The sequence below is a fragment of the Clostridioides mangenotii TR genome (assembly GCF_000498755.1).
Lineage (GTDB): Bacteria > Bacillota > Clostridia > Peptostreptococcales > Peptostreptococcaceae > Metaclostridioides > Metaclostridioides mangenotii_A.
The window spans coordinates 50,688-63,389 of sequence record NZ_AXUS01000003.1; the positions used below are offsets into that span (position 1 = coordinate 50,688).

A 12,702-nucleotide genomic window follows, 5' to 3' on the forward strand; every position below is an offset into this window, starting at 1 on the left:
TATTAATGTTTTATGACTGATTATCTATTTTAGATATTGATAACTTTTTAAACTTCTATTTCTTTGTATATTTTTAGACCATTCTCTTTCATTATATCCAATATTATTCCTGCTGTTTCTTCTATAGCTTTGTTAGAAACATTTATAACTGGACATCCAACTCTTTTCATTGTCTCTTCTGAATAGTCCAACTCCTGCAGTATTCTCTCTAAGTTTGCATAATTTGCCCTACTTGAAAGCCCCATTGCTTTAAGTCTTGCAGTTCTTATAGTATTTAATTTCTCTGGTGAATTTGTAAGACCTATTATTTTTTTAGTATCTATTTCAAATACTTCCTTTGGAATAGGTATTTCTGGAACTAAAGGAACATTAGCTACTTTTATATTTTTGTTAGCTAAGTACATACTTAGCGGTGTTTTAGAAGTTCTAGATATTCCCACTAAAACCAAGTCTGCCTTTAATATTCCTCTAGGATCTTTTCCATCGTCGTATTTAACAGCAAATTCAATAGCCTCTACTCTTTTAAAGTAAGACTCATCTAATTTTCTTATTATTCCTGCTTCTCTCTTTGGCTTCCTATTAGTTCTATCGCTTATTGAATTTAAAAGCCCACTCATAAGATCTGTACAACTTAAACCTTCTGCCCCACAATAATCTTCAACAGCCTTACACATTCCTTCATCTACTAAAGTGTACACTATAAGAGCATTTTCCTCTTTAGCACTGTGTAGAGTCTCAATTAAAAACTTTTCATCTGATATGTATGGAAATCTTCTTATCTCGTAAGTCTCATCAACATAAAACTGTGACATAGCTGCTTTAGCTACTTGTTGTGCAGTTTCTCCAACTGAGTCAGAGAGCACATATATAATTAAGTGTTCCACTGGCATTCCTCCCTAATTATCGATCATTTCTAAAAATAATCTTGTAATACTAGTCTTTGATATTCTACCAATAGCTTTCATATCCTGACCGTCTTTTCCACTTCTTTCTACCACTGGTATAGAATCAATTTCATGTTGTATTATTTTTTTAGTTGCAGTTAGAATACTGTCATCTTTATTTGTAGTGACTACGTTAGGAGTTCTCGTCATTATCATACCTACTGGCATCTTATTAATATCTCCCCCACCTATTGTAGCTTTAAGTAAGTCTTTTCTAGAAACTATTCCACATACTTTTTCTTCTTCATCTATTATGACGATACTACCAACATCAGATAAAAACATTGTAACTATAACATCGTAAATACTTTCATCTTTTTTAGCTAGTGAAGGCAAGCTCATTATATCCTCCACCTTTTTATCTTTTATATTACTGCTAAGTAAATTTATCTTGCTTACACCCGTATAGAAATATCCTACTTTAGGTCTAGCATCTAATATGCCTGTCATTGTAAGTATAGCCAAGTCTGATCTAAGCGTTGCTCTCGTTACATTTAAAGTAGCGGCAATATTCTCACTTGTTATCGGCTCATTCTCTTTGACAATTTCAATAATCTTTTGTTGCCTCTCATTAAGTTGAATAGGATTCACCTTCTTTCATTGTGCTATACTTTATAACTTTTAATCCTGATATAGTATATTATATAACTCAATATATTGTTCTGTAAATAGTAATTTAACTAATAATTAAATTTATTTGTCAAAAATATGCAAAATTTCTATTTTTAATTACAGATATATCGAATAATAGTCTTACTCAAGTAAATAATATAAATATGAAGTATATCTATAACTCACTAAATACAATTATTATATATGATATTGTTGTCGATTGTGTTTAAAGGTATTTTAATTTAGTTATTTGTAAAGAAACTATTTTTTGATTTATAAAAAATACAGTCCATAATTTTTAGACTGTATACTTTCTTTCATTAAATTCATATAATATCTGTTACACTATATATATAATTAATTTATTTTATATATAGTGTAACAGATATAAAATTTTATGCTTATATTACTGACCTTCATTAAACATATTGGCGAATAAATCTAATTTATGTAAAAATTCTTTTTGCATCTCTCCTAAAGTAGATATCTTATGTTTAATTAAAAATGTACCTTTAAAAGTATCTGTTTCAATAGTAAGTTTTGTACTCATAATAGATTTTGAAATCTTTATATATTTCAGGTCACTTCTATTAAATACTTCCACTTTTTTCACTTCATTATATAATTTGCTTATAGTAGTAGACATCATTTTATCATCATTTATCATAAGTATTGTTTGTCTATCGATTATTGTAAAATCTCTAGCTTCAGCAAAGGCCCCAAGCATATTAGACTCACCATTCTTAGTTATTAAATCATTTATAACTTTTTTTCTTATAACCAACATTTTATTTCTCCCCTACATTTGTTTTTAATCCGTTTATTAAATCCATAAATCAATTTCTAAGAACTATAATAAATTATATACTAAATTTTACAACTAATCCATTATTTAAATATAACTAATATAACACTAATAAATAACTACATGCCTCGCCAAATTCATTAAAAATATTTGCAAAATATCACAAAAAGCTGCTATAACTAATAAAGTGAACAACCAACTAAAACATGAAATTAATTTCTTTCCAATTTTTACTATGTAATCTTATATTCTTACCTTTATATTTTACTGACGCATTCTAATTACAGAGTTTTATTAACTAAATTAATATATTGCATAAAAAAAGGCATGTCCTTAATGGACTTGCCTTTATAATATAAGTATTTAAAATCAGACAAAACTTATCGACTTATTTGATATGTCATCAAACAAAATTTCACCTAAAATTTGCTCATAACTCCAAATCTAATAATTGATAAATTCTATTAGAACTATCTACTTATATACTATCTTAGATAAATCGCATATCTTTAGCATAGTATCGTAAATTTGTTTAAGTAAACCTAATCTATTATTTTTTACTGCCTCATCATTATCCATAACCATTACTGAATCAAACATAGAGTCAACAGCAGGTCTTAGAGATGCAAAAGTCTCAAGTGCTTCCTCGTATTTCTTGTCAGAGATGAACTCTTCAACCTTAGTCTTTACATTTTTAAACTCACTGTATAATCTTTTTTCAGCCTCTTCTTTAAATAGAGACTCCTCTACTTCATCATCTTCAGCCTTCTGAGCTAATGTAGACACCCTATTAAAAGCTGTAAGCATTTCTACTAGTTCATCTCTATCTAGCCAGCTATTAAGCGCTAAAGCCCTACAGTACATATCGTAAATGTCATTTACATCAGAACTTATAACAGCATCTACAACATCGTATCTAATACCCATATCTTTAAATAAAATTCTAACTCTCTCATTGAAGAAATTCATAATACTAGCGCATACTGCTGTTCTATCAAATTCTATCTCATAATAATTATCTAATGCACACTCAATAAGAGTTTTTAAATCTGCATCAATCTTTTTATCCATAAGTATGCTAAGTACACCTAACGCTTGACGTCTTAAAGCATATGGATCTTGTGATCCAGTTGGCTGAATTCCTATTGCAAAGAAACCAGCTATTGAATCAAGTTTATCCGCTATTGAGACTGCAACCCCTGAATTAGTTTGGGGAAGAATATCTCCTGAGAATCTTGGAAGATAGTGTTCAAATATAGCTTCACAAACTGCATCAACTTCACCAGATACTTTAGCGTACTCTTTACCAATAAATCCTTGAAGCTCATCAAACTCTCCGACCATTCCTGTAACCAAATCTGCTTTAGAAAGTTTAGCAGCTCTTGATGCATGTATTTTTTCTTCTGGCATATTAAGTGAATCTAATATGTCCAAACTCAACTTGTCCATTCTTAAAGTCTTTTCATATATAGATCCAAGTTGCGCTTGGAACACAACATCTTTTAATTTTTCAACATAATCATCTAGATTGTGTTTTATATCTTCGTTGTAGAAGAATAATGCATCTGCAAGTCTAGCTTCTAGTACTTTTTCATTTCCTTCTTTTACGTTTTCTATTCTAAAATCATTCCCATTTCTAACTGCTATAAAGTTTGGAAGTAATTTTCCATCCTTTGTAACAGGGAAGTATCTTTGATGTTGCTTCATAGGAGTTATAACTACTTCTTTTGGCAATTTTGTATAATTTTTATCAAACTCTCCATAGAAAGCTGTTGGATATTCCACTAAATGAGTTACTTCTTCAAGTAATTCTTCGTCTAATTCGACATTTCCATTTAAACTATCTGCAACTTTAATACATTGTTCTTTTATAATATCTTTTCTCTTATCTTGGTCTAATATAACGTAGTTTTCTTCTAATTTATTTAAATAATCTTCTAATGAATTTACTATTATTTCACTTTGTCCAAGGAATCTATGCCCTTTAGTTTTATTCGAAGAAACTATTCCTTCTATATCAAATTCAACTACTTTATCATTTAATAATGTAACTAACCATCTTATCGGTCTAACAAATCTTAAATTTTTTCCTCCCCAACGCATCGACTTAGGGAATACTACAGATTTTATAGTCTGTGGAAGTATCTCTTTTATTATTTCTTCACTTGACTCGCCTTTTTGTCTGATTGTAGCAAACATATACTCGTCTTTACCAACTTCTTTAAAGTAAATATCTTCAGGTTTTAAACCCTTGCTCTTCATAAAACCTAGTGCTGGCTTTGTGAAATTATTATCTGCATCCATTGCTATCTTTTTAGACGGTCCTTTTACTTCTTCTTCTAAGTTGCTTTGTTTTTCTTCTATACCATTTACTATTAAAGTTAATCTTCTTGGAGTTCCATAAGCTTTAATATCTTCAAAAGCTATTCTGTTCTCATTAAATAATTTAGAAAGATTGCTCTTTAATTGAAATAATGTATTTCCTACAAATCTAGCTGGCATCTCTTCAACACCAATTTCAAATAAAAGGTAATTATTCATTATTTGTCACCTTCCTTTAAAAGAGGGAATCCCATTTCTTCTCTTTGATTTACATATGTTACTGCTATTGTCTTTGCCATATTTCTTACTCTACCTATAAATGAAGCTCTCTGGCTGACTCCTATAGCTCCTCTAGCATCTAGAGTATTGAAAGCATGCGAACACTTAAGCACATAGTCGTAAGAAGGCATTACAAGCCCCTCATCCATTAGTTTAAGCGCTTCTTTTTCGTATGTATCAAATAGATTAAACAGCATGTCTATATCACATTTCTCAAAAGCATATACGGAGTTTTCAAATTCAGCTTTTCTAAATACTTCTCCATAAGTGATTTCGTCATTCCATTTTATGTCGTACACACTGTCAACTTCTTGGATGTACATAGCTAATCTTTCAAGACCGTAAGTAATCTCACCTGTTTCTAGCTCACACTCAACATTACCAACTTGTTGGAAATATGTGAACTGAGTGATTTCCATACCATCTAACCATACTTCCCATCCAAGGCCCCATGCACCCATTGTTGCTGCTTCCCAGTTGTCCTCTACAAATCTAATATCGTGCTCGTTAGGTCTATACCAATTTCTTTTAAACTCTCCAAATAAAGCTCTTGTATATTATCTGGAGATGGTTTCAATATTACTTGGAATTGATGATGTTGATATAGTCTATTTGGGTTTTCGCCGTATCTACCGTCTGCTGGTCTTCTAGATGGCTCAACATAACAAACCTTCCATGGCTCAGGACCTAGTGATCTCAAAAATGTGTTTGGATTCATTGTTCCTGCACCCTTTTCAACATCATATGGTTGCATCATGATACATCCTTGCTTTGCCCAGTATCTTTGCAACGCTAGTATCATATCTTGAAAATTCATAAAAACTCCTCCTATAATAATAAAGCCTCTCGTCTTCACGAAAGGCCCCTAATAGTTTCTAAAACTAACTTTCTCTAATTTTTAGGTTATCAAATGACACAAAATTTGTCAATATTGACAGAGAAATATTTTTAGTTTTAAATCATATTTTTTATTTGTTTTCTTCATCTTTTTCTTTTTTGCTATCGAACTCTTTCATAAGATCATCTGTAATATCTTTATCATCATCTTTTGAATCTTTATTTTTGTCAACTACTACATCTTTAACATCTTTTGCAGTATTTACTATCATATTTTTAAGCACATGAAGCTTTTCTTCGTTTAATTCACCTAAATCTACAACTTCACCGCTCTCTTCGTTTTGAACTTTTATGCGGTATTTTGTTATTACTGCAGCAGATAGTCCAACTAAAGTTATTACTGGTATTAAAGCAGCTCCTACTACTCCTACAGTTAAAGGAATGTTCATCATAACTTTATTGTCTTTCTCAACAATTACTCTAACAACGCTGCTCTTCTTTAATAAATCTTTTAGTTGATTCTTTATATCTTCTCCATCTTTACCAAATACATCTTCTAATGTTTCTTTAGCTTTTTTACCTTTATTTTTCTTTTGGTTTTCAAGGTAAACTACAGCTTCAACAACATCTCCATTACATTTTATCAGCGATTCCTTAGCATCAGCATAAGTAGCACTTGGGATTCTCTCAAATACAGCGTCCACTTTTTCAATAGTTATATTATCCATTATTATCCACTCCTTTATCATTTTGTACACTTTTAAGTAAGTGTAATGACTTCATGTTTATATTGCCTATATGAGTTTGCAAATATATTTTTAATACATTGTCAAGCTCATTGAGTATATACTTAGAGACTTTAGCTCTACTACATTTTAAAATATCATTACTTAATACATATTCCATAAGCTTTACAGTTGTTAAATCCAACTTGATATTTTGCGTGAAATGATTACTACAATTATTGCACAAAATACCGCCTTCTTCAATATTAAAAACATAACTTTCAGTATTTTTTTTCGAACAACTTATACACCTATCGACAACAGGTTTTACCCCGGCATAATCCAAAAACTTTAGTTCAAATGCAGAGGTAACATACTGCTTATCTACATTATCTTGTGTATATAAGTAAAGAGTCTGCGCTAACAATGTAAATAGTCTATTGTTGGTTTGGTTTTCATAAATCGAATTTTCTACCAACTTTATAATATACGCTGCGTACGAGAATGCATCGAAATCGTAGGATATATTGTAAAAATTCTTGATAATGTCACTCTGCGTAACGCTATACATGTTACCTTGTTTTTTTAATATGAAGTCACTGTACGAAAACAATTGACAAGACGATAGAAAAGAACTTTTATTTCTTCTTGCCCCTTTAGCGATAGCAGAAACTTTCCCTAATTTACGAGTGAATAATGTAAGTATTAGGTCGTTTTCTTTATATTTTACAGCTCTAAGTACTATCCCCTGGGTATTCAAAATTATCATCGTCTTTACTTGTCTCCCTCATATATTCATTTTCTCCATATATATTATTGTACTCATTAATATATAAATATGCGTCTATACTTCCAGTCATTTTAAAAACTTCCCAACAAAGATCGTCCATTTTTAAAAACCCCCTTCTTACTTTTATATCTCTATTTTTAGTAAGAAGAGGATAATTCATACATAAATTTATAAAGCAATTTTTGACAATAATATCGTTGCTATTGTAAAGTAAACTACTAATCCAGTAATATCAAGTACTGTAGATATAATAGGTGCTGAAATAGTAGTTGGATCTGCATCAATTTTATTTAAAATTACAGGAAGCAATGCTCCTAAAGTTGCACCAAGTGCCATATTTATAAATACAGCTATCGATACAACAAAAGTTATACCAAATGTTTTTGTAAACATAAATATCGCTATTCCTGTGATTATACTGCAAATTAAACCAGTCATAAGACCGACTAAAAACTCTCTTAAGACATTTCCGTAGTCCAAATCTTTGTTGGACGATATATTAATAACTGTTACTGATGCCGATTGTGTTCCTGTATTTCCACCCATACCTATTACAAGCGGAATAAAAAACACAAGTGGTGCATATGTAGGATTTAAAACATCTCCGATATTGTAAAGTATCATCGTTGAAATAAATCCACCTATTAATGATATAATCAACCAAGGAGTTCTTCCTCTAATTGACGACATTACTTGATCTTTTATAGTAATATGTTCATTTTCTGAAAGCCCTCTTTCATGCTCTGAACTTCCAGCTATTTTGTACATATCTTCAGTTGCTTCTTCTTCCATAACATCTATAATATCATCTACAGTTATTATACCCTTGAGTACTCCTTGTCTATCAATTACAGGGATAGTAACTAGATTATACTTAGAAACTAATCTAACAGCTTCCTCTCGATCTTCCTCTACGTATACAGATACTAGATTTTCACTCATCAAATCGCCAATAATACTTTTGTCTCTGGCTATAATAAGTTCTCTAAGAGAAAGTACACCAACCAATTTTTCTTTATCGTCGACTACATAAATATAGTAAATAGTCTCAGCTTCTTCTGCCTCTTCACGCATGTGATCTATAGCTTGAAGTGCCGTCATATCTTTATTTACTGCTATATAACCAGTAGTCATAGTACCGCCAGCAGTATCCTCGTCATAAAATAATAACTCTTTTACATCTTTTGCGTCTTCTTCACTTAAAAGATTTATTATCTTTTCGCGTTCTTTTTCATCTATTTTATTCAAAATACCAGCCATATCCCCAAGAGACATAAGCTCTAGAATATTTTTAGTGTGTTCTATGTCAATCTTTGAAAGAACACTAATAAAAAAATCTGAATCGCTTTCTTCAAGAATTGCTGCTGCCATATCTAGAGGAAGTACCTCAAACATCTTTATCTGCATCGCTTCATCTAGATTTTCGATTATGTCTAAAATATCCATTATATGATATTCTTCTATAAGTTCTCGAAGCTCTAACAGCTTATTGGCGTCTATCAAACTAATTACCTCAGATAACAAATCTCCGGAAGTTTCCTGTTTCCTATCCATATAACCCACCTTTATTTTTCATTATACCCAAAATTATTAATATAGTTTTGCAAGTTTCTCCAATTTTCTTTAACTTTTACCCACAGTTGAAGATTTACTTTTGAGCCTAAAAGGAGTTCCATATCTTCTCTTGCTGATTTTCCAATCCCTTTAAGTTTTCTACCGTTTTTTCCTATTATTATCCCTTTGTGAGAATCTCTCTCACAGTAGATTATAGCAGAAATATCTACTAAGTCTTTATCTTTTCTGCCTTTTATTCTCTCGACTTCTACTGCAACACCATGAGGAACTTCATCGCTTATATAGTGTAGTACTTTTTCTCTGATAAGCTCAGATATAAGTACTCTCTCCGGCTGGTCAGTAATCATATCGTCTGGGAAGTATTTTGGACCTTCCTCAATATAAACTTTTATTGCCTTTATAAGAGAATCTATATTTTTACCTTTAAGCGCTGATAAAGGTACAATTTCTTTAAATATACCTTCTTTATTGTACTTTTCAATCAAGTCGAAAAGTTCCTCTTTTTGATCTAACTTATCTATCTTATTTATAATCAATATAATAGGAGTTTTTGATTCTCTCAAATCCTCTATTATTTTTCTATCACCTGGACCAATGCTTTTAGAATCATCTACTACAAATAAAATTACATCTACATTTTTTAAAGCATCTGAAGCGGCCTTAACCATAACCTCACCTAATTTATTTTTAGGCTTGTGTATGCCTGGAGTATCTAAAAATACTACCTGCGATTCCTCATCAGTGTAAACTGCTTGAATTGTGTTTCTTGTAGTCTGAGGCTTATCACTCATTATGGCGATCTTTTCTCCGACTATATTATTCATCAAAGTAGACTTCCCAACATTTGCTCTTCCTACTATACTGACAAATCCTGATTTAAACATCAAATATCTCCTAACTAATTTTAAATTAAGCTATATTAAAATTCATCACCCGAAAAATAGTTTGGAAGTAAATCTCCAATCTTTTCTTCAATTATATCCCCATTAGAAAAACCAGTGATTATGCTGATATCGGTTCCAAACTCTAATATAACTTGTCTACATATACCGCATGGGTATGTAGGTAAGTTTTTTTCTGAATTATCGCTGGCAATAGCGATTTTCTCTATATCAAGATCACCTTCTGATATAGATTTAAATACTGCTGTCCTCTCCGCACAGTTTGTCCCTCCAAAGGACGCACACTCTATATTGCATCCTGTGTAGACTTTACCTGATTTTGTAAGTAAGGCAGCGCCTACTCTAAATTTTGAATACGGGGAATATGAAAACTCTCTAGCTTTTTCTGCAAGCTTAAGTAGATCTCTGTTGTCCACAACATTTCCTCCAATCAAAGTAAAATATAAGTAATTATTTAATACTAAATATTATACCATAATAACAGTTAAAAAATAAGTGTCTCACTTTGTTTTAACTAATATAAAATAGTCTCTAATTGTAAAATACGCCAAATTGGAAAACCAAAATTGCGATTAGTGAACCAAGAAGTGCTCCAGCAAAGGTCTCCCAAAAACTATGAATCTTTCCTTCTATCCTACTCTGGGCAACTAACACTGCCATTATATATGCAAGTGTAGACGCTACAACTCGTTCTGTCATTAGAGTAATTGCAGTCGCTATAGCAAAAGCTAAAGCTGCATGTCCACTCGGCATACCGCCTTTTAAAGGAGTTCCTGAAGACGTAAGTGCTTTTACTACAACAACAGCTAATAGCACTAACAGTATACATATTAATGTTATGTGAAGTTCTGATTCTCTAAGCTTCAAAATAAACAAACCAGATAGCTCCGTAAGTTTATCAAAAAACAGTATATATCCTACGACCACTGAATTTAGAGCTGCAACTAAAACTCCCCCTGCAGCAACGTCTTTAGCAATTTTTGCAAGAACATGATATTCATCTGTAACTAAGTCTATAGTTTTTTCAACTGCTGTATTAAACATTTCTGCTACTACAACTAAACTTATCGAAAATAGCAACATTATCATCTCAATTCTAGATAGATTGAGAAATAAACTTACTACAAGTACAAGCGCTGAACCTAGGTAGTGTATCTTCATATTTCTTTCAAATTTAAAAGTATAAAGAATTCCTTCAATAGCATCGTTAAATGCCTTTATTAAACCTCGTCTCTTATTTTCAGGTTTCATAATATTAATCCCTCGTTATATTTAATTTCCCAAGAATGTGCTCTTCCTTATGTCTCATCTCTTTCGTATTTTCTTCTGTATCATGATCGTATCCAAGTAAATGGAACATACTGTGGCATACTAAAAAACAAACTTCTCTTTCTATACTGTGGTTATACTCTATACTTTGATCAAGCGCTTTTTCTAGCGATACTACAATATCTCCTAATGAAACTTCTCCTAACTCAACATCAAATTCATCGTCCAGTAGAGGAAATGAAAGTACATCTGTTTCCTTATCTATTCCTCTAAATTCACTGTTCAATTCTTTAATTTCTTTATTGTCTACAAAAGATAAACTCACATCGTAATCATCGTCATAACCTTCATAATGTAGGCATTCGATTATTATATCATTTAATTTTTCTAAAAGTTCATCCTCTAAATTTATTTTATCTTGTCTATTCTCTAAAATTATCTCCATTAAAACACCTGCTTTTTAGTTAATCTATTGTTTATATAATTGTATTTTTACTTTATATAATTATAACTTTTATTTAATTCTCTGTATTTCAATTTTACTACTTTCTTCTAGTTAATTTTTCTCTTTCCTTTTCCTTCTTCTGCTCTAATTTGGCTTCTTCTTTTTTATCGAATTTATCGTAAGCTCTTATTATCCTTTGAACTAACTCATGTCTTACAACGTCTTTTTCAGAAAGCATTATGGAACCAACTCCGTTTACACCCTTAAGTATATCAGTTGCCTGGAGAAGTCCACTTTTCTTTTTATTAGGTAAATCTATTTGAGTTATATCTCCAGTTACTACTGCCTTTGATCCAAAACCAAGTCTAGTTAAAAACATCTTCATCTGCTCAGGTGTAGTATTTTGGGCCTCATCAAGTATTATAAACGAGTTATCTAGAGTCCTCCCTCTCATATACGCAAGAGGTGCTACTTCTATTGTTCCCCTCTCCTGATACTTTGCAAATTTTTCTGATCCTAACATTTCAAACAAAGCGTCGTAAAGTGGTCTTAAATAAGGATCTACTTTGTCTTTTAAATCTCCTGGTAAAAATCCTAGACTCTCTCCAGCTTCAACTGCAGGTCTTGTAAGTATTATTCTTTTCACTTCATCCCTTTTAAACGCTTTAACAGCCATAGAAACCGCTAGATATGTCTTTCCTGTTCCAGCTGGACCAACTCCAAAAGTTATATCATTATTTTCAATAAGCTTGATGTAATCTTTTTGTCCAAGCGTTTTTGGCTGAACAGATTTTCCGCTTTGAGTTATAACAATCGTATCTTCTAGTTCTTTTAGTTTTCCTTCGCTTCCTTCAAGAAGTAAAGAAAGTGAATAAGTTACACTTTGTTTATCTAATTTTTTGTTATTAGACACTGTTTTATGTAGCTCATTCATTAGCTTAATCGCTGAATCTACATTTTTTTCTTCTCCTCTTAAAGTCAGATTCCCCTCTCTAAGTATTAAATCTATATTTAAAGTTTTCTCAATTAACTTAATATTTTCATCAAAATCGCCAAATAGTTCTCTTTCAAATCTTGCATCCGTAATTTCAAAACTTTTCTGCATTATCACCTAGCAATTCCTCCTCGAGTAGTTTATTTAAAAATATAATGTTCATTAAAGCATAAATTTAATTACCTGAATTTTAATTCTTTTAA

At 31.2% G+C, this 12,702-nt stretch carries 13 protein-coding genes and 1 pseudogene; all 14 read right to left on the reverse strand.

The features are described 5' to 3' along the window. Positions 1-47: 47 nt before the first annotated feature. The gene (locus T473_RS0102145; protein ID WP_029791447.1) at positions 48-890 is read right to left on the reverse strand and encodes a pyruvate, water dikinase regulatory protein; all 843 of its coding nucleotides are present in this window, start codon (positions 888-890) and stop codon (positions 48-50) included. Positions 891-896: 6 nt separating this feature from the next. Next, positions 897-1,535, reverse strand: a complete 639-nt coding sequence (locus T473_RS0102150) for a helix-turn-helix transcriptional regulator (protein WP_024620423.1) — start codon at positions 1,533-1,535, stop codon at positions 897-899. Positions 1,536-1,962: 427 nt separating this feature from the next. Then, positions 1,963-2,343 (reverse strand): hypothetical protein, encoded by a 381-nt coding sequence (locus tag T473_RS0102155; RefSeq protein ID WP_024620424.1) that lies wholly within the window; start codon positions 2,341-2,343, stop codon positions 1,963-1,965. Positions 2,344-2,835: 492 nt separating this feature from the next. Beyond that, positions 2,836-4,902 carry a glycine--tRNA ligase subunit beta gene (glyS, locus tag T473_RS0102160; RefSeq protein ID WP_024620425.1) on the reverse strand — a complete coding sequence of 689 codons (2,067 nt, stop codon included), beginning with the start codon at positions 4,900-4,902 and terminating at the stop codon, positions 2,836-2,838. Then, positions 4,902-5,779, reverse strand: a pseudogene (gene glyQ, locus T473_RS19950) (glycine--tRNA ligase subunit alpha). The gene glyS and the pseudogene glyQ overlap by 1 nt, the downstream one beginning before the upstream one ends. 151 nt (positions 5,780-5,930) lie before the next feature. Continuing rightward, a complete protein-coding gene (locus T473_RS0102170; protein WP_161627529.1) occupies positions 5,931-6,530 on the reverse strand; it encodes a DUF4342 domain-containing protein in 600 nt (199 codons plus the stop codon). After that, positions 6,520-7,293, reverse strand: coding sequence for a DNA repair protein RecO (recO, locus tag T473_RS0102175; RefSeq protein ID WP_024620427.1), 774 nt, complete (start codon positions 7,291-7,293; stop codon positions 6,520-6,522). Before recO ends, T473_RS0102170 begins: the two co-directional genes overlap by 11 nt. Next, complete coding sequence (locus T473_RS17595) at positions 7,259-7,414, reverse strand: YqzL family protein (RefSeq protein WP_077065757.1); 156 nt, start codon at positions 7,412-7,414, stop codon at positions 7,259-7,261. The genes recO and T473_RS17595 overlap by 35 nt, the downstream gene beginning before the upstream one ends. Before the next feature lie 68 nt (positions 7,415-7,482). After that, positions 7,483-8,868 (reverse strand): magnesium transporter, encoded by a 1,386-nt coding sequence (gene mgtE / locus T473_RS0102185; protein WP_024620428.1) that lies wholly within the window; start codon positions 8,866-8,868, stop codon positions 7,483-7,485. Between the two features lie 11 nt (positions 8,869-8,879). Then, a complete protein-coding gene (gene era, locus T473_RS0102190) occupies positions 8,880-9,773 on the reverse strand; it encodes a GTPase Era (protein ID WP_024620429.1) in 894 nt (297 codons plus the stop codon). Between the two features lie 35 nt (positions 9,774-9,808). Then, positions 9,809-10,207, reverse strand: coding sequence for a cytidine deaminase (locus T473_RS0102195; RefSeq protein ID WP_024620430.1), 399 nt, complete (start codon positions 10,205-10,207; stop codon positions 9,809-9,811). A gap of 115 nt (positions 10,208-10,322) precedes the next feature. After that, positions 10,323-11,042 carry a diacylglycerol kinase gene (locus tag T473_RS0102200; protein WP_024620431.1) on the reverse strand — a complete coding sequence of 240 codons (720 nt, stop codon included), beginning with the start codon at positions 11,040-11,042 and terminating at the stop codon, positions 10,323-10,325. Between the two features lie 4 nt (positions 11,043-11,046). Beyond that, the gene (gene ybeY, locus T473_RS0102205) at positions 11,047-11,505 is read right to left on the reverse strand and encodes an rRNA maturation RNase YbeY (RefSeq protein WP_024620432.1); all 459 of its coding nucleotides are present in this window, start codon (positions 11,503-11,505) and stop codon (positions 11,047-11,049) included. Between the two features lie 97 nt (positions 11,506-11,602). Next, positions 11,603-12,616: a PhoH family protein gene (locus T473_RS0102210; protein ID WP_024620433.1), complete on the reverse strand. Its 1,014-nt coding sequence runs from the start codon at positions 12,614-12,616 to the stop codon at positions 11,603-11,605. Between the last annotated feature and the right edge of the window lie 86 nt (positions 12,617-12,702).

Excerpts from the sequence above, each read along its gene's own strand:
- T473_RS0102145 (WP_029791447.1), bottom strand. The coding sequence starts at position 890 with ATGCCAGTGGAACACTTAATTATATATGTGCTCTCTGACTCAGTTGGA.
- T473_RS0102155 (WP_024620424.1), bottom strand. The coding sequence starts at position 2,343 with ATGTTGGTTATAAGAAAAAAAGTTATAAATGATTTAATAACTAAGAAT.
- glyS (WP_024620425.1), bottom strand. The coding sequence starts at position 4,902 with ATGAATAATTACCTTTTATTTGAAATTGGTGTTGAAGAGATGCCAGCT.
- recO (WP_024620427.1), bottom strand. The coding sequence starts at position 7,293 with ATGATAATTTTGAATACCCAGGGGATAGTACTTAGAGCTGTAAAATAT.
- T473_RS17595 (WP_077065757.1), bottom strand. The coding sequence starts at position 7,414 with ATGGACGATCTTTGTTGGGAAGTTTTTAAAATGACTGGAAGTATAGAC.
- mgtE (WP_024620428.1), bottom strand. The coding sequence starts at position 8,868 with ATGGATAGGAAACAGGAAACTTCCGGAGATTTGTTATCTGAGGTAATT.
- era (WP_024620429.1), bottom strand. The coding sequence starts at position 9,773 with ATGTTTAAATCAGGATTTGTCAGTATAGTAGGAAGAGCAAATGTTGGG.
- T473_RS0102200 (WP_024620431.1), bottom strand. The coding sequence starts at position 11,042 with ATGAAACCTGAAAATAAGAGACGAGGTTTAATAAAGGCATTTAACGAT.
- ybeY (WP_024620432.1), bottom strand. The coding sequence starts at position 11,505 with ATGGAGATAATTTTAGAGAATAGACAAGATAAAATAAATTTAGAGGAT.